The following is an 18022-nucleotide window of genomic DNA, read 5'->3' on the forward strand; positions in this document are numbered from 1 at the left end:
TATACAAAAATAAAGACCGATTTTTCCCGAGAGAAATTGTCGAATATAATTAAAAAGAGGGTGATTGACGATGCAGCAGACTGATTACGAATCGATGGGAGCGGTTCCAGAAAAACCCATTGAGAGCTTATCCGTTGCGGATGTGTACGTTGCACTAAAAACAAGTGGACAAGGCTTGAGCTCTGACGAAGCGGCCGCACGACTGGCCCATTATGGTGAGAACAGCATTCAAAAAAAGAAGGGCAAGCCGCTGATCTGGAAATTTCTGGCCAATTTTACGCACCTGATGGCCATTCTTTTATGGATTGGCGGCGTGGTTGCTCTGGTTGCCCAGTTGCCCCAATTGGCCATTGCGATTTGGCTGGTCAATCTGATTAATGGACTGTTCAGCTTCTGGCAGGAGTTTCAGGCCGAAAAAGCGGTGGAAGCGCTGGGTCAACTGTTGCCGACCTATGCCCGGGTAATCCGGGACGGCAAAGAAGTCAAAATTCTGGCGGAGGAGCTGGTTCCCGGGGATCTGATTATTCTGGCTGAGGGTGACCGGATTTCAGCCGACAGTCGTCTGGTGGAGGACAATGACTTTAGAGCCGATCAATCGATTCTGACCGGGGAATCGCATCCGGCCCACAAAACCAGGGATGTTGGACATCGTACCGATCTGGGGCGTGCGGAGCAGCCCAACCTGATTTTTGCCGGAACCAATGCCGCTTCAGGGGCTTGTAAGGCAGTGGTTTTTGCTACTGGTATGACTACCGAGTTTGGTAAAATTGCCGATTTGACCCAGAACATGGTTGAGGTACCCAGTCCGCTACAGATTGAAATGGGACGGATTACCCGACTGGTTTCAGCCATGGCGATCAGTATGGGGGTCATCTTTTTTGTGCTGGCAGTGTTGTTGGCCCATGTCAATGTGACCGAAAGCTTTATTTTTGCCATGGGGATGATTGTCGCCTTTATCCCCGAGGGACTGCTGCCAACCGTGACCTTATCCCTGGCCATGGGCGTCAAACGGATGGCCAAACGCAATGCCCTGATCAAGCGCCTATCGGCTGTTGAAACGCTGGGCTGCACCACAGTGATCTGCACCGATAAAACCGGAACCCTGACCCAGAATGAAATGACGGTCAGCGACTGCTGGATGATCAATCAACAGATGAAGGTAACCGGGGTTGGCTATGCCCCGGAAGGTGAAATGCTCTCAGGCGATGTTCCGATTTCGCTGGCCGAAAACAGCGACATGCGCACCTTATTGGTAGCGGCCAGTTTTTGTAATAATTCCCGCTTATTACCGCCATCCCCGGAAATCAATCATTGGAATATTCTGGGGGATCCCACCGAGGCGGCACTGGTGGTGGCCGCCCGGAAGGGGAAAATTGATCTGGATCAGGAACTGAAATTTAGCCCTCGGCTCCGGGAGCTGCCCTTTGAATCCCAGCGCAAGCGGATGACGACGATCCACAAGGTTGCTGGAGATCGTTCAGGTCTGGAAAAGCTGGCCTATATCAAGGGGGCACCCAAAGAAGTGCTGGATTTGTGCAGCCACTATCTTAACGATGGCGAAGCGGTGGCAATGGATGGGGAGATCCGCAAAAAAATCATGGCAGCCAATGACGACTATGCCCGCAAAGGACTCCGGGTCTTGGCGGTGGCAATGCGAAGGTTAACCATGGACATGGGTTTGCCGGAGCGCCTTAGTGATTATACTCCGGAGCTGATTGAAAATAATATGACTTTTTTAGGCCTGACTGTGATGGCTGATCCACCTCGGGTGGAAGTGGCAGCAGCAGTAAAAAAATGTCATCAGGCCGGGATAAAAATTATTATGATTACCGGGGATTATGGCTTGACGGCCGAAAGCATTGCCCGGCGGATTGGCATTATTCATGGCACACAGCCCCGGATTGTCACCGGCGTCGAGTTGGATGAAATCAATGACGCCGATCTTAAAAAGGCCTTGTCCGAGGAAATTATTTTTGCCCGGGTGGCCCCGGAACAAAAACTGCGGGTTGTTTCCGCCCTTCAGGAAATGGGCAATGTGGTGGCAGTCACCGGGGATGGGGTCAATGATTCACCAGCCCTTAAAAAAGCCGACATTGGTATTGCCATGGGGATTTCCGGAACCGATGTAGCCAAGGAAGCCGCTGATATGATTCTCACCGACGATAATTTCGCCTCGATTGTCAATGCAGTGGAAGAAGGCCGGGGGGTCTATAACAATATCCGCAAATTTGCGACCTATATTTTAAACAGTAATGTGCCCGAGGCGGTACCGTTTATTGTATTTTTATTCGCCAAAGGTCAGATCCCGCTGCCACTGACGGTGATGCAGATTCTGGCGGTGGATCTGGGTACCGATATGATTCCGGCGATCGCTCTGGGGGTTGAACTCCCCGAGGAAGGCATCATGCAGCGGCCACCACGCTCCCGAAAAGAACATTTGCTCAATCGCCCCCTACTGATTCGGGCATTTTTATTCTATGGAATTATGGAAGGAGCCATTGCGATGTCAGCCTTTTTCTTTCTGTATTGGCAAAATGGTTGGCCGGGGGTACCAATGGCAGATTCAGGGGAGATTTACCGGATGGCCACCACCATGACCTTGGGAGCCATTGTGGTAACGCAAATCGGAATTGTCTTTAATTGCCGAACCGAACGGGCTTCGGTCTTTAAGGTAGGGCTGTTCAGTAACCATATGATTTTAATTGGGATTGTTTGTGAACTGACGGTCTTTTCGATTCTGGTCTATACCCCATTTTTGCATGCGATCTTTAATACCGCTCCAATCGGTCTGATTGAGTGGGCATATTTGTTTATGTGGGTACCGATAGTGATTCTGATTGATGAACTTCGCAAAGCATTCCTGAGATATTGGGATCGGCGCCGGTTACAGAAAAAAACAGAAGTTATGAAAGGGGAGAGCTAAATGAAAATCATTATCGTCGGCTGCGGCCGAATCGGTTCCGGTTTAGCCATGAAGTTAAGTCAAGGTGACAATGAGATCATTGTGATCGATCAGGAGCCGCTGACGTTTAAACATCTGAGCACCGGATTCAAAGGAAAAACTATCGCTGGCGTGGGGTTTGATCGGGAGGTGCTGCTTACCGCCGGGATAAAGCGGACGGACTCGCTGGCTGCTGTCACTTCCAACGACGAGGCTAATGCGCTCACCGCCCGAATCGCCAGTCAGATTTTTGGGGTTCCGCGAGTGGTTTCAGCGCTTCATGAACCCCGGAAAGCCGAAATTTATCGGCGTTTGGGACTGCAGGTCTTCGATCCGATGTCCTGGGGCGTCAATCGGGTGGCGGATCTGCTGAGCTTCGCCCCGGTTAATGTGGCGATGAGCATCGGCAATGGAGATGTGGATATAATGGAAATCGAGATCCCGGCCTTGTTGGTCGGACGTCGGGTTGGTGAGCTGACAATTCCTGGCGAAGTCAGCGTGGTTTCAATCAGTCGCGGCAATCGCTCGATTATTCCGGTGATTAGTACGGTGTTTGAAGACCGGGATCTGGTCCATCTGGCAGTGGCTACGGCATCCGGCGAACGGCTAAAATCGCTGTTGGGATTAGGATAGAAAAGAGGAGCCGATCATGAACGTAATAATCGTAGGTGGTGGAAAGGTGGGGGCTTATCTGACTTCACTGTTGCAAGGCGGCGGTCATCAGGTTAAGCTGATCGAAATCAGAACCCATCAATTGGAACGGCTGGCATGTGATCTGCCCAAAGAAGTGCTGATATCAGGAAGTGGCACCGACCCCGAGGTGCTGGAAGCCGCTGGAATTCGTTCGGCGGATGTGCTGGCAGTGGTAACCGGTGCCGATGAGATCAATCTGGTGGCGGCCACAATTGCCCGACTGGAATATCAGGTGCCAAGGATTCTGGCCCGGATCAAAAATCCCAAAAATGCCTGGCTGTTCACTCCGGAAATGGGCGTGGATGTGGCGTTGAACCAGGCTGAGTTGATGGCGACGCTGGTGGCTGAAGAAATGTCAGTGGGGGATATGATGACCTTACTTAAACTCAACCAGGGACAGTTTTCGTTGGTTGAAGAAAAGGTTCATCCGTCATCCCGGGCAGTGGGAAAGATGGTTAGGGAGCTTGGTTTGCCCACCGAATCGGTGTTGGTGGCCATTATCAGAAACGGTCAGTTGCTGATTCCTCATGGGGATACCCGGCTATTGCCTGCTGATGAGGTGTTGGCAATCATTCATGCGGCGGATCTTCAGGATCTGGCCAAAATTTTAGGACCAGACCACTAAAACGGTGACGTCCTTTTGGTAGCACATTGAGGTTGGGTGATTTATTCGGGTGTTGTATCAGGTTTTTTTGATTTATTTTGATCATTGGGGGTACAAACATACAAAAACCGATTGGTTAATGATAAATTTTGAGAGGGAAGTATGAAAAAGGATGAAATCGCAATTGTCGATGATGAACCCATCAATTTAATGATCTTAAAAAAACTACTGAGTCCCTCTTTTTTGATTCGGGCTTATAAATCTGGAGCGGAGTTGCTTGATTCGGTTAAAAAGGGAATTCAGCCAGATTTAATTCTGATGGATATCATTATGCCAGGAATGGACGGCTACGAGACCCTTTCGGAATTACGCAAAGACCCAGATAATCAGGGAATTCCGGTCATTTATATTACTGCCCTGGATAGTCTGATTGACGAAGAAAAGGGGTTTTATTTGGGTGCGGTTGATTACATCACCAAGCCCTTTCGTCCGGGGATTGTGTTAGCCAGAGTCAATGCGCATCTGGAACTCAAACATGCCAGAGATCGGCTAAAAAACCAGAATGAATGGCTGGAGGCCGAGGTTAAGCGACGGATGGTGGAAAATCAGCTGATCCAGGATACGACCTTGAATGTCTTTGCGGAATTGGTTGAAACCCGGGACAATGATACAGCCAATCATGTTATGCGAACCCAGAATTACGTTAGGATTATCGCTGAGCGTTTGCAGAAGCATAAGCGGTTTGAAAATCACTTAAATGCAGAAGTCATCGAACGGATTGTTAAGGCAGCACCCCTCCACGATATTGGCAAGATCGGGATTCCTGACGCCATTTTATTAAAGCCGGGGAAGCTTAACAATGAGGAATATGAGGTGATGAAAAATCACTGTAAAATCGGCGGCAATGCCATTCGACTGGCAATCAATAAAACCCTGTCGGGTAACCAGGCAGAAAACAAAATGGGTGAAGTAACCGCCTTATCATTTTTGGAAGAGGCTGAAAAAATTATGAATTATCATCATGAACGATGGGATGGCAAAGGTTATCCGGAAGAATTGTATGGTGATGAAATCCCGCTGTCTGCCCGGATTATGGCTTTGGCTGATGTTTTTGATGCCCTTACCACGGTACGGCCATACAAAAAAGCCTGGCGTGTGGATGCGGTGGTTGACTATATTCTGGAACAGAAAGGGTTGCAGTTTGATCCGGATGTGGTAGAAGCTTTTGAAGCCGAAGTTGGGTCTTTTATACAGGTTATGAGCCAGGGACAGCCGAGAGAATAATAGAAGTACGGCGGAACCAGAAGGGGGGAGTCAGATGGCAGATCAAGCAAATACCGGGTTGGATCAACGAGAGAAAATTATTGATCAATTGTATCTCCATACGGAACTGATTAGGGAAATCAGCCAGATGGAGTCAGGGATCAATGGCGATATTGAAGGTTTTTCAGAAGAAATAACGGAACTTTTGGGCAATCGACTGGAAGCGGATCGGGTGTCAATCTGGCAATATAATAATGAAATGACAATGATGGAATGTCTCGATCTTTATGTAAAAAAAGAGCAAACCCACAGCAAAAAAATGACCATGAATCGAGCCGATCAACCCCTGACCTTTGAGTATCTGATTAAAAACAGATACATGATTATTGATAACAAGTCGGTTGAACCCCAGGAGAAGGATTATTGGCAGGCGTATATGAAACCCTTGGGGGGAACGACACTACTGGTTTGCAGTATTTTATGTAATGGAAAGGCGATTGGCTCCATTGGATTTATGTATGTCAATCGAAAACACGAGTGGGGAAGTGATGAAATCACATTCGGCTGTCATATCGCCGATCAAATCGGAACGGCCTTTTTAAACCGGGAGCGAATGGCGATAACCCAAGCATTGCGGAAAAATGAAGCGTTTTTAAATCGGGCTCAGCAGGTTTCAAAAACAGGTCATTGGCATTTTGATATTGAAACAAATTGTCTGACCTGGTCTGATGAAACCTATCGAATTTTTGGTGTCGAAATAGGAACACCACAAACGTTCGAATCATATATGGGGTTTGTTTATCCGGATGATCGCAAAAATATTATTGAGAACTGGACGAAAAAATCGGTGGAGGGTCAACCATTTACTGTGCTTCATCGGATTGTTGCTGGTGATCAAATTCGTTGGGTGGAAGAACGATCGGAATTTGAGCATGATCAGCAGGGAAATCCGGTTGCCAGTTGGGGTACCGTTGCAGATGTGACTGAAAAGATGAACTACCTAAAAGAACTTGAGAATTACCAAAAGCATCTTGAGGAAATGGTTATTTCCAGAACCACTGATTTGGAAAAAGCAAAGCTCGATGCAGAAGCCGCTAACCAGGCCAAAAGCGCATTCTTGTCCAATATGAGCCATGAAATTCGAACCCCCATGAATGCGATCATTGGTCTTTCCCATCTGATCCGACGGGATCCACTGACCATGCGCCAGGAGGAACAGCTTGATAAGCTGACAGAAGCGGCGAATCACTTGCTTCATATCATAAATGATGTGCTGGATCTTTCGAAAATAGAAGCCGGAAAGATGCAGCTGGACGCCCATGATTTTGAACCCACCCGGGAAATTGACCGGGTTTGTAATCTTTTAGCGGATGAAGCGGCAAAAAAAAATCTGAATATACTGGTGGATGTGGATCATATTCCGACGGTTTTACAAGGCGATTCAGTTCGTTTTGGCCAAATACTACTTAATTTAATGAGCAATGCCGTGAAGTTTACCGAAAAAGGAAGCATCAAAATTGTGGCTCGAATCATTAATCAGGATCACAAACAAATTCGCTTGCGCTTTGAGGTTTGTGATACCGGAATCGGGATGTCAAAAAATCAGATCAATAAACTTTTTCAGGATTTTGTCCAGGCAGATGAATCGATGACCCGTCTCTATGGGGGAACTGGCCTGGGACTGGCAATCAGTTCCCGGTTGGTGAACTTTTTAGGTGGTGACATTGGGGTTCATAGTGAACTGGGGTTGGGAAGCCGGTTTTGGTTTGAGTTGCCATTTGAAAAAACAACGGCACTTCCTAAAAATAGAATCAATATCGCGTCTTCAGAAACAATGCGGGTTCTGGTAATTGATGATATGCAGGAGGCCCGGGAGTTGGTGATTAGTATGCTTGCTGATTTTGGAATTCAGTGTGATGCGGTTAATTCGGGAAATGAAGGGCTGGCAGCGGTGAAGAAAGCTGACCAGATGACGGTGCCCTATCGTCTGGTATTGATGGATTTGAAAATGCCGGAGATGGATGGGATTGACACGGCGCTGATGCTGCAATCACTGGAACTGAAGACCCGCCCAGAGGTCTATCTGATCACCGGATATGGCAACCAGATTTCTGCTGAAGAAGCTCGGCGGGCCGGAATCAGCCGGATTCTTGTCAAACCAATGACACCCTCAACGCTCAATGACGCATTAATGGAATTGCTGGATGACAATCTGGATGCTCAAATACCTTCATCCCTCAATGATCTGGAGACGCGTTTAAAGCACTATCAACCCGCACATATCCTGATTGTTGAAGACAACCAGATTAATCAGGAAATTGTCAGGCAGCTTTTTGAGCCCTTTAACTTCAAAATCGAACTGGCTGAAAATGGCCAGGAGGCAATTGATCGGATTACTCAGAAAAAGTTTGATTTAATCCTGATGGATGTTCAGATGCCGGTTATGGATGGTTTGTCGGCAACAACAAAGATCAGAAGTTTGCCGGGTTGGGAAGCGGTCCCCATTTTGGCGATGACCGCCAATGCCTTTGAAGAAGACCGGAAAAAATGCATCAAAGCAGGGATGAATGATCACCTGGTCAAACCAGTGGAACCGGAGATTTTATACAAGAGTCTGATCAAGTGGTTACCAGTTCGAAGCGTTCAATCGGAGCATAAAGATAAACCCCGAAGTCATACGGAAAAAGACCTGGTCAGGCAAGCAATTGTGTCGCCGGATATACAAAATCAGTTAAAAATTCTGCGGCAGGTAGATGGATTGAATGTGGAAACCGGATTGCGAATTCTTGGCGGTGATGCCTCCGTTTATTTGCGACTGATCCAACAGTTTGCGCAGAAGTGTCAGGCCGATACCGATTATATTGTAAGTCAGAATGCCGCCGAAAACTACCCGAGTATTTTGCAGACGGTTCACTCAATCAAGGGGGTGGCCGGAAATCTGGGCGCCATCAAAATTCAGGAGCTGGCCGCTGATCTGGAGCAGGCAGTCCGGATTGGATCAGGAAAAGCGCAGTTCGAAAAACAAATTGATAACTTTGTTAATGCGTTAAGCAGTTTTGTCGAGGCTCTGCCAAAAGCAGGTTATGCGCCTGAAAGGATTAAAGAAGGTGTTGATAATAGGGATCAGGTCAATGGGATTCTGAGCCAGTTGGCGGTTTTGCTTGAAAATAACGATACAGAGGCCTATGACTTATTTGAAGAACACAAAGACCAACTGATTCCTGCTCTGGGAAATGCTGGCTTTGAACTGGAACGACAGATTCATGAATTTGATTATCGGGAAGCCCTGGAGACGTTAAGGGTGAGTTTTACAAAGCAAGAGAAAGTTTAGGCAATCAGTTCGAATGGCGTTTTTAAATAAAGGGAATACCCTCGCAGAAAAAAAGATGGTCTGCGAGGGATTTTCTATTTTTTTACGACTACCTTATTAGATCAACAAGATGGCAATAACGTGAATGTTTTGTTAGAATTAAGAAAAGATGAATCCTTCGAAAACCGGTTAACGGGGAGCATCATTTTAAATTTGCCATCAAATTGATAAGTGATGAAAGGGGAACATAAGTTGAACAATATGATTAATAGCAAGTCAAAAAAAGTAATACAGTCATTGATGGGTTTGGTTTTAAGTATAAGCATGCTTTTTATGCTGACAGCTTGCGGTGAATCAACCCCTGTGGAAGCCTTGGTTATTTCTGATGATTTCTATGAAAGTGCTACCGAAATCGGGAGTGTTGAGCAGCCAGCAAAACTAAGTGTGGGCGACACGATTTATGGCAGCATCAGTTTGATTGAATCACCAAAGGGAATGAAATACCAGGCCAAATGGCTGTTGGACAGCAAAGAAATTATGGTTGATGAAAAAGCTATGGAAACCGATCAAAGAGGTGTGCTCATCTTTCCGTTGGAAGCAGACAAAGTGGCAGTTGGGATGTTAAAGCTGCAAATCCTGTATAAGGATGAGGTGTTGGCCGAAAAAGAAGTTCTGGTTGAGTAGGTTTGATTATTAAGTTTGGTGGGCATTGAGGTGGCTAAGTGAGTAAAGAAAACAGCGAAAAGCAATTCAAAAGAATATATACCCAATACGTTGATGAAATTTATCAATATGTATTTTTGCGAACTGGCTTAAACGCTGGAATTGCTGAGGATCTTACTCAGGATATCTTTTTGGACGTGTTTAAAGGACTGAGTCGGTTTAAAGGTTTGTCTTCAGAGCGAACCTGGGTTTACAAAATCACCAGAAACAAGGTTAATGATTTTTATCGGAAACACTATCGCCAATGTCTGGAGTCGACCCACCTTGAGGATGATCGAACGGCGGAAATAGGTGACCCGAAACAGGATCTGGATGATTTAGTGGAAAAAACATTTGAGAGTGCGTGTATTATCGATTGTCTGAATCAGCTACCGGAACACTATAAATTGGTTCTGTTGTTAAAATACATCGATGCCCGAAGTGTCAAGGAGATTGCAACGATCACTGATAAATCTCCAAAGGCCATTGAAAATATTTTATTGCGGGCCAAGGCTGGATTTATTAAAGCCTATCAAACCCAGCAAGCGGAGGAGATGCAATGAAAAGTAATGGCGATGATTTTATCAAAAAGGCCCTAAAATCGCTCGAGGAAGAAGCAAAACCCAATCCAAAACAAAAGCAGATTATGCTGGGAAATCTGCTGTCCCAGATGCAAACCGGGGAAGGGTCTGGCAAAGAAAGGTCTGGATTGAGCCGTTTTGGAAATATGGTCACGGTTTATCCCTGGCGGTTCGGGTTTGGGATCTCGGCGATCCAGGCGGTTTTGTTTACCCTGATGTTCGGCTCAAACTATACCAATTTTGTATTACAATTGCTGGGGAGGTAAAAATGGAGATGTTTTTAGAAATGCTTAATCGACCGGCAGATGCATTCAATCGAGGCGATCAAAAGCTGGCCTGGAGTCTGGTGGGGATTTCCATTGCAGTGGTGACCGTTTTTGATGTATTGATGCGTTATCTGGTCAACGGAAATGATTACCCGGTGGAGATCAACTTACTTAAGCTCGCATTGCTGGCTGGTCTGGGCGTATTGACATATCTGGGTATCTGCGGGATACTATGGGGAGTTTGCAAACTACTGGGCAGTCAGACCGGGATTGAGGTTTATCTCAGAACATGGGGATTGACCTACATTCCAACGATAATATGTGGAATAACAGTGGTGTTGGTGGAAGTATATTTCACACTATTCTGGAACAATTCGATTTGGGGATTTATGCTTAACATCGTGTTGGTGGGAATTCTAATCTGGAAAACAATTCTTTATGTGGTGTTTTTAAAAGAGGTGGCCGGTCTGGACGGTAAAAAATTGGCGGGGGCATTTGTGCTCTGTGGTATTGGGATTTTAATCCTGGCTTTTATCAATATGATCATGGGATTAAAAACCCCGATTCTATAAGATACTGCCAACTACAATCGAGCTTTCTGGTAAACTTCTTAAAGGTTCTGGTGATTATGCTGGAAACTGTTTATATTTACAAATATTTCTTGATTTTCAGAATCATTTATAGTACAATTCGAAACGAATGATAGAAATAGATTGATGTCTATTTAGTGCGTTCATAAGCAGGATTTATGGATGCAGCAAAGAATTCTTTTGACCATTTCTTGATCGGTTTAACCCGGGAAAAGAAATTGAATGCCATACGGACAGCTAGGTCAAATGCCGATTGGCAACTTTCGTTGCCTTATTGATTGAGCAGCAGCTCAAATTTTATAAGTTGGTTACTTAAAACCGTGTGCAGTTTTGCACATCACACTTGTGAAACAATCAATAAGAGTAGTAAAAGTAAGTTCTTGCTATATAGACTCTAATTTCTACGTTTGGGATCATGGATAGACGGTGCACGTATGCTGCCCGTGTCAATAGCGAATCAGTAGAAATAAACTCAAGTGGATGAACAGCAGATGCTGAAGGATCACTTGAGTTTTTTGTTTTTTAGAAGTAGAGCACAATCACGATAAAATTGGAAACGGGGTGGATTATGGATAATAAATTAAAGTTGAATGGCTTTAACAATCTAACAAAATCGTTAAGTTTTAACATTTATGATGTATGCTATGCCAAGAGTGAACGGGAGCAGCGGGACTATATTGCCTATATTGATGAGCAGTATAACTCGGATCGCTTAACCAACATCTTATATCATGTCACCGAGATGATCGGCGCCCGGGTACTCAATGTGTCCAAGCAGGATTACGATCCTCAGGGGGCCAGTGTCACCTTTTTAATTGCCGAAGAAACGTTTTTGCGGGAATACCGGGAAGAAAATATTGAAAAAAATAATTTTCAGGGCGATACGGTGGTGGCTCATCTGGATAAGAGCCATGTGACGGTGCACACCTACCCGGAATACCACCCGGACACCTCCATTGCCACCTTTCGGGTCGACATCGATGTGGCCACCTGCGGCGAAATTACGCCGCTGAGCACCCTGGATTTTCTGATTGGCAGCTTTGACTCGGACATTATAACCATGGATTATCGGGTTCGGGGCTTTACCCGGGATGTCAGTGGCAAAAAACTGTTTATGGATCATAAAATCACCTCGATTCAGGATTATATCGATGACAAAACCCTCAAGGAATATGATGCCATTGATATTAATGTTTATCAATCCAATCTTTTTCATACCAAGATGTTGTTAAAAGAAATTACCCTCCAGAATTATCTGTTTAATACCGATGCCTATGAGTTGCCACCACGAACCCGGCTGCAGATCACTGAAAACCTGCGCCGCGAAATGATCGAAATTTTCAGCGGCAGTAATGTCTATTAATGACGTGTATTAATTTGGGAAGGAAAAAAACGTGCCAAAATTAAATCAACAACGAATGCCGATTATGGAGGCACTCAACGAATTTAAGCGGAATCGGCTGGTACCCTTTGATGTGCCCGGCCATAAACGGGGCAAGGGGAATCCGGAATTAACGGAATTTTTAGGGGAACGATGTATGACCCTGGACGTCAATTCGATGAAGCCGTTGGATAATCTTTGCCATCCGGTTTCAGTGATCAAAGAAGCCGAGGAACTGGCGGCGGATGCCTTTGGTGCCAAACAGGCCTTTTTTATGGTCAACGGCACGACTTCGGCGGTTCAAACCATGGTATTGTCAGCCTGTAAAAAAGGGGAGAAGATTATTCTGCCCCGGAATGTCCACCGTAGTGTCATCAATGCGATGATCCTGGGCGGGGCCATCCCGGTTTATGTCAATCCCGAAACCAACCATGAGATTGGTATTTCCTTGGGAATGACGCTGTCTGCTGTCGCCGAAGCGATCCGGGAAAACCCGGATGCCAAAGCGATTCTGGTCAATAACCCGACCTATTATGGGGTTTGTTCCAATCTCAAGGCGATTACCGAAATGGCCCATGCGGCAGGGATGCTGGTGCTGGCCGATGAGGCCCATGGCACCCATTTCTATTTTGGTGAAAACATGCCGATCAGCGGCATGGCTGCCGGTGCCGATATGTCTTCGGTCAGTATGCATAAATCTGGCGGATCGTTGACGCAAAGCTCTTTTTTATTGGTGGGGGCCGGGATGAACCCCGGCTATGTCCGCCAGATTATCAATCTGACCCAGACCACCAGCGGCTCTTATCTGCTGCTTTCCAGTCTCGATATTTCCCGCAAAAATCTGGCCGTCAATGGCAAGGAAATCTTTGCCAAGGTAACCGCCATGGCCCAGTATGCTCGGGATGAAATCAATCAGATCGGGGACTATTACGCTTATTCCAAAGAACTGATCAACGGCGATACGATTTACGATTTTGATGCCACCAAGCTGTCGATTAATACCTTAAACGTCGGGTTGGCGGGGATTGAAGTTTACAATATTCTCCGGGACGAATACGACATTCAGGTGGAGTTCGGCGATGTGGGTAATATTCTGGCCTACATTTCAGTGGGCGACAGCCAGCGTAATCTGGAGCGGCTGGTTTCAGCACTGGCCGAAATCCGCCGGATCTATAAAAAAGACAAGGCCGGGATGCTGCAATATGAATATATCAACCCGGCAGTGGCGGTGGCCCCGCAGGAAGCTTTTTATGCTGAGAAGGAAGCCCTGCCCCTGGAAAAAAGCGGCGGCCGGATCTGCAGCGAATTTGTGATGTGCTATCCGCCGGGGATTCCGATTCTGGCTCCCGGTGAAATGATTACCAAAGAAATTCTTGATTCGATTGAATATGTCAAAGACAAGGGCTGTTTTTTAACTGGCCCCGAAGACATGGAAATCAAAAAGCTTAACGTGCTGAAGGAGGATTGATTAAATGGAATTATGGTTTTCCGAAAAACATACCCCCAGCGTCAAATTTTCCATTCAGGTGGATCGTCAGCTTTACTGCGGACAAAGTGAATTTCAGCGGATCGATATCTTTGATTCCAAAGAATTTGGCCGTTTTTTAACTCTGGATGGTTACATGATGCTGACTGAAAAAGACGAGTTCATCTATCATGAGATGATGGTCCATATTCCCATGGCCGTTCATCCAGCCGCCAAAAAAGTGCTGATTATCGGCGGTGGTGATGGCGGTGCCATCCGTGAGCTGGTGCGCTATCCGCTGGTTGAACAGATTGATCTGGTCGAAATTGATGAGTTGGTGGTGGAAGTCTGTAAAAAGCATCTGCCCCAAACGGCCTGCTGTTTTGCCGATGAGCGGGTCACCGTCCACTATCAGGATGGTCTGAAATTTATTCGCCGTTGCGAAAATGAATACGATCTGATCATTGTTGATTCCACCGATCCCTTTGGCCCTGGCGAAGGCCTGTTTACCAAAGAGTTCTATGGCAATTGCTATAAGGCCTTAAAAGAAGACGGGATCATGGTCAATCAGCATGAAAGTGCTTTTTATCTGGATGATGCCGTGGCGATGCAACGGGCCCATAAGCGGATTGTCGAGTCCTTCCCAATCAGTCGGGTCTATCAGGCCCATATCCCCACCTATCCCTCGGGACACTGGTTGTTTGGCTTTGCCTCGAAGAAATACCATCCGCTTGAGGATTTAAAGGCGGTGAAGTGGAATGCCATGGGTTTTAAAACCCGCTACTATAATACCCAATTGCATGTTGGCGCCTTTGCGCTGCCAAACTATGTGGAGGAACTGTTAAAAGATGTTGAATAAAAATATTGAGACCTTTTTAGGCTGTGATAACGAATATGGGGAATCGGACATCGTCGTCTTTGGCGCACCCTTTGACTCCACCACCTCCTTTCGTCCCGGCACCCGCTTTGCCAGCCGCACGATGCGGGGCGAATCCTACGGACTGGAAACCTACAGCCCCTACCAGGATAAAGACCTGGAAGAGTATTCCATTTTTGATGGCGGTGATCTGGAACTTTGTTTTGGCGATACCGAAAAGGCGCTGGCAGCGATTGAAAGCTATACCACCCGGGTATTAAGAGATAATAAGCGGCCGGTGATGATTGGCGGCGAGCATCTGGTGACCCTGGGGGCAGTCCGGGCGGTGGCCCGGAAATATCCGGAACTCAAGGTGATCCATTTTGACGCCCATGCCGATTTGCGGGATGACTATCTGGGGGCCCCCTTGTCCCATGCCACGGTGCTGCACCGGGTTTGGGATATCATAGGGGATGGCCGGATCTATCAATTCGGGATCCGCTCCGGCGAACGCAGTGAGTTTCAGTGGGCGAAAGAGCACGTCAGCACTCAGAAATTTAATTTTGAGGGCCTGGCTGAAGTGGTCGAAAAACTCCAGGGCCAGCCGGTCTATTTCACCCTGGATCTGGATGTATTAGACCCATCCGTCTTCCCCGGTACCGGGACTCCGGAATCCGGCGGCGTCAGCTTTATGGAGCTGCTTGAAGCGATCCGGAAAGTCAGCCAGCTGAATCTGGTCGGCTGTGACATCAACGAACTTTCGCCAGTCTATGACCAGAGCGGCGCTTCCACCGCTGTCGCCTGCAAGGTGCTGCGGGAACTCTTATTGGCGATGGCATAATAGAGTTAGAAATTTTAAAAATAGAGTCGGTACGGTAGTTGAGAGATAACCTAAAGTATTAGAGAAAATATTAAGGAGGAACAAATTATGGGAAAAGCATTAATTATCGGTTGCGGCGGTGTTGCCAGTGTGGCCATTCATAAATGCTGTCAAAACAGCGACGTGTTTACCGAAATCTGCATTGCCAGCCGAACCAAAAGCAAGTGCGATGCCTTAAAAGAGAAACTGGATGGCGGAGCCACCAAAATCACCACCGCCCAGGTTGACGCCGACAATGTTGATGAGCTGATTGCGCTGATTGAAAAGGAAAAGCCGGATGTGGTTTTGAACCTGGCCCTGCCGTATCAGGATCTGACCATTATGGATGCCTGTCTGGCCACGAAAACCCATTATGTTGATACGGCCAATTATGAGCCGGAAGATACTGCTAAATTTGAATACAAATGGCAGTGGGAATATCGGGAACGGTTTGAAAAAGCCGGGATTACCGCCCTGCTGGGCAGTGGCTTTGACCCCGGTGTGACCGGTGTTTTTTCAGCCTATGCCATGAAGCACCAGTTTGATGAGATCAATTATATCGATATTCTCGATGCCAACGCCGGTGATCACGGCTATCCCTTTGCCACCAACTTCAATCCCGAAATCAATATTCGCGAAGTTACCGCTAACGGTAGCTACTGGGAAGACGGACAGTGGATTGAAACCGAGCCGATGGAAATCAAGCGGGTTTATAATTTCCCGGAAATTGGCCCTAAAGATATGTATCTGCTCCATCATGAAGAACTGGAATCACTGGGTCAAAATATCAAGGGGATCAAACGGATTCGTTTCTTTATGACCTTTGGACAAAGCTATCTGACCCACCTGAAATGTCTGGAAAACGTCGGCATGACGTCGATTGAGCCGATTGAATATGAGGGCAAAATGATCGTTCCGCTACAGTTTTTAGCTGCTGTCTTACCCGATCCGTCAACCCTCGGCCCCCGCACCAAAGGAAAAACAAATATCGGTTGCATCTTCCAGGGCAAAAAAGACGGCCAGGATAAAACCTACTACCTCTACAACGTCTGTGATCACGAAGAATGCTACAAAGAAGTCGGTTCCCAGGCGATCTCCTATACTACCGGCGTACCGGCGATGATCGGCGCAATGCTGGTAATGACCGGCCAGTGGCAAAAACCCGGGGTTTACAACATTGAAGAGTTCGATCCCGATCCCTTTATGGAAGCCCTGAACAAATGGGGCCTGCCCTGGCAGGAAAGTTTTGAACCGGAGTTGGTTGATTAAGCATGGCAGAAATGGAATTGACGGATGCTTTCAAGGAACTGCCGACGCCCTGTTATCTGGTCGATGAAAGCCTGCTGATTAAAAACTTAAAAATTCTGGATCGGGTCCAGCAAGCCACCGGGTGTCGGATTCTGCTGGCCCAAAAGGCTTTTTCGATGTTTGCGCTCTACCCCCTGATCGGCCGCTATCTGGCTGGCACCACCGCCAGCGGGCTCTTTGAAGCCCGGCTGGGCCATCAGGAAATGGGGGGGGAAACCCATGTCTTTGCCACCGCCTATCGTGACGATGAGTTTGACGAAATTATCAAATACAGCGACCATATCGTTTTTAATTCCTTCAATCAGTGGCAGAAATTTAAGGCGAAAGCCCTTGCTGCCGGCCGAGAATGTGGGATCCGGATTAATCCGGAATGCTCCACCCAGGATCACGCCATCTATGATCCCTGTTCACCAGGATCCCGGATGGGGGTCACCCGGGATCAGTTTAAACCAGAATTGCTGGAAGGCATCAGCGGTCTGCATTTTCATACCCTCTGTGAGCAGAACGCCGATGCACTGGAGGAGACTCTGAAAGCGGTGGAAGAAAACTTTGGTGAATTTTTGCCGCAGCTGAGATGGCTCAACTTCGGGGGCGGTCATCACATCACCCGGGATGATTATGATCTCGAAAAACTGATTGCTTGTATCAAGCGGATTCAGGAAAGATATGGATTGAAAGTTTATCTGGAGCCCGGCGAAGCAGTGGCCCTGAACACCGGGTTTCTGGTGGCGACGGTATTGGATCTCGTTGATAACAGCCTTCACAATGCCATCCTCGATACCTCGGCCGCCTGTCACATGCCGGATGTACTGGAAATGCCCTACCGGCCCAACATTATCGGGGCCGCCCAACCAGATCAAAAACCATTTACCTATCGGCTGGGCGGACCGACCTGCCTGGCCGGGGATATTATCGGTGATTACAGCTTTGAGCAACCGCTAAAAATTGGCGACCGCCTGGTGTTCTGTGATATGGCCATTTATTCGATGGTTAAAAACAATACCTTTAACGGCATGAATCTCCCGGCCATTGCCATCTTAAGCCAGGAAAAAACCATTCAGATGGTGAAACAATTTGGCTATGAAGATTTTAAAAACCGATTGTCCTGAAGGATGATCGGTTTTTTACGAAATTAACGGACTTATTTTCAGTGAACTCTACTGAATTTTATGATATAATGGCTCGAATTACAATAGTTGTCTC

15 protein-coding genes are annotated in these 18022 nt (G+C 47.0%); all 15 read left to right on the plus strand.

What is annotated here, in order from left to right; genetic code table 11:
- The first annotated feature begins 70 nt into the window (after positions 1–70).
- Entirely contained in the window at positions 71–2923 is a 2853-nt protein-coding gene (locus tag ACWI_RS08090; protein ID WP_070370921.1) for a cation-translocating P-type ATPase, read from the plus strand.
- Positions 2924–3574, plus strand: a complete 651-nt coding sequence (locus ACWI_RS08095; RefSeq protein WP_070370922.1) for a potassium channel family protein — start codon at positions 2924–2926, stop codon at positions 3572–3574.
- A gap of 16 nt (positions 3575–3590) precedes the next feature.
- On the plus strand, positions 3591–4259 hold the full coding sequence (locus ACWI_RS08100; RefSeq protein ID WP_070370923.1) for a potassium channel family protein: 669 nt from the start codon (positions 3591–3593) through the stop codon (positions 4257–4259).
- Positions 4260–4400: 141 nt separating this feature from the next.
- Positions 4401–5522: an HD-GYP domain-containing protein gene (locus tag ACWI_RS08105; protein WP_070370924.1), complete on the plus strand. Its 1122-nt coding sequence runs from the start codon at positions 4401–4403 to the stop codon at positions 5520–5522.
- 34 nt (positions 5523–5556) lie between these two features.
- Complete coding sequence (locus ACWI_RS08110) at positions 5557–8832, plus strand: response regulator (RefSeq protein WP_070370925.1); 3276 nt, start codon at positions 5557–5559, stop codon at positions 8830–8832.
- Positions 8833–9063: 231 nt separating this feature from the next.
- Positions 9064–9495, plus strand: a complete 432-nt coding sequence (locus ACWI_RS08115) for a hypothetical protein (RefSeq protein ID WP_084633574.1) — start codon at positions 9064–9066, stop codon at positions 9493–9495.
- A 38-nt stretch (positions 9496–9533) separates the two neighbouring features.
- Complete coding sequence (locus ACWI_RS08120) at positions 9534–10076, plus strand: RNA polymerase sigma factor (RefSeq protein ID WP_070370926.1); 543 nt, start codon at positions 9534–9536, stop codon at positions 10074–10076.
- Positions 10073–10360, plus strand: coding sequence for a hypothetical protein (locus tag ACWI_RS08125; RefSeq protein WP_070370927.1), 288 nt, complete (start codon positions 10073–10075; stop codon positions 10358–10360). Before ACWI_RS08120 ends, ACWI_RS08125 begins: the two co-directional genes overlap by 4 nt.
- Positions 10361–10362: 2 nt before the next feature.
- Positions 10363–10932, plus strand: a complete 570-nt coding sequence (locus ACWI_RS08130) for a YIP1 family protein (RefSeq protein ID WP_070370928.1) — start codon at positions 10363–10365, stop codon at positions 10930–10932.
- A gap of 586 nt (positions 10933–11518) precedes the next feature.
- A complete protein-coding gene (gene speD / locus ACWI_RS08135; RefSeq protein WP_070370929.1) occupies positions 11519–12313 on the plus strand; it encodes an adenosylmethionine decarboxylase in 795 nt (264 codons plus the stop codon).
- Positions 12314–12368: 55 nt separating this feature from the next.
- Complete coding sequence (locus tag ACWI_RS08140; protein ID WP_070371039.1) at positions 12369–13799, plus strand: aminotransferase class I/II-fold pyridoxal phosphate-dependent enzyme; 1431 nt, start codon at positions 12369–12371, stop codon at positions 13797–13799.
- Positions 13800–13803: 4 nt separating this feature from the next.
- Entirely contained in the window at positions 13804–14655 is an 852-nt protein-coding gene (speE, locus tag ACWI_RS08145) for a polyamine aminopropyltransferase (protein ID WP_070370930.1), read from the plus strand.
- Positions 14645–15493, plus strand: a complete 849-nt coding sequence (speB, locus tag ACWI_RS08150; RefSeq protein WP_242871596.1) for an agmatinase — start codon at positions 14645–14647, stop codon at positions 15491–15493. Before speE ends, speB begins: the two co-directional genes overlap by 11 nt.
- A gap of 87 nt (positions 15494–15580) precedes the next feature.
- Complete coding sequence (locus ACWI_RS08155; protein ID WP_070370931.1) at positions 15581–16780, plus strand: saccharopine dehydrogenase family protein; 1200 nt, start codon at positions 15581–15583, stop codon at positions 16778–16780.
- An 11-nt stretch (positions 16781–16791) separates the two neighbouring features.
- Positions 16792–17928 carry a carboxynorspermidine decarboxylase gene (gene nspC, locus ACWI_RS08160; protein WP_070371041.1) on the plus strand — a complete coding sequence of 379 codons (1137 nt, stop codon included), beginning with the start codon at positions 16792–16794 and terminating at the stop codon, positions 17926–17928.
- Positions 17929–18022: the final 94 nt, after the last annotated feature.

Source organism: Acetobacterium wieringae, assembly GCF_001766835.1.
Taxonomy (GTDB): domain Bacteria; phylum Bacillota; class Clostridia; order Eubacteriales; family Eubacteriaceae; genus Acetobacterium; species Acetobacterium wieringae.

Bases quoted from the DNA above. Each gene is read 5' to 3' on its own strand.
- nspC (WP_070371041.1), top strand. From the start codon at position 16,792: ATGGAATTGACGGATGCTTTCAAGGAACTGCCGACGCCCTGTTATCTG.
- speB (WP_242871596.1), top strand. From the start codon at position 14,645: ATGTTGAATAAAAATATTGAGACCTTTTTAGGCTGTGATAACGAATAT.
- speD (WP_070370929.1), top strand. From the start codon at position 11,519: ATGGATAATAAATTAAAGTTGAATGGCTTTAACAATCTAACAAAATCG.
- ACWI_RS08155 (WP_070370931.1), top strand. From the start codon at position 15,581: ATGGGAAAAGCATTAATTATCGGTTGCGGCGGTGTTGCCAGTGTGGCC.
- ACWI_RS08125 (WP_070370927.1), top strand. From the start codon at position 10,073: ATGAAAAGTAATGGCGATGATTTTATCAAAAAGGCCCTAAAATCGCTC.
- speE (WP_070370930.1), top strand. From the start codon at position 13,804: ATGGAATTATGGTTTTCCGAAAAACATACCCCCAGCGTCAAATTTTCC.
- ACWI_RS08095 (WP_070370922.1), top strand. From the start codon at position 2,924: ATGAAAATCATTATCGTCGGCTGCGGCCGAATCGGTTCCGGTTTAGCC.
- ACWI_RS08130 (WP_070370928.1), top strand. From the start codon at position 10,363: ATGGAGATGTTTTTAGAAATGCTTAATCGACCGGCAGATGCATTCAAT.
- ACWI_RS08110 (WP_070370925.1), top strand. From the start codon at position 5,557: ATGGCAGATCAAGCAAATACCGGGTTGGATCAACGAGAGAAAATTATT.
- ACWI_RS08100 (WP_070370923.1), top strand. From the start codon at position 3,591: ATGAACGTAATAATCGTAGGTGGTGGAAAGGTGGGGGCTTATCTGACT.
- ACWI_RS08140 (WP_070371039.1), top strand. From the start codon at position 12,369: ATGCCGATTATGGAGGCACTCAACGAATTTAAGCGGAATCGGCTGGTA.
- ACWI_RS08090 (WP_070370921.1), top strand. From the start codon at position 71: ATGCAGCAGACTGATTACGAATCGATGGGAGCGGTTCCAGAAAAACCC.
- ACWI_RS08105 (WP_070370924.1), top strand. From the start codon at position 4,401: ATGAAAAAGGATGAAATCGCAATTGTCGATGATGAACCCATCAATTTA.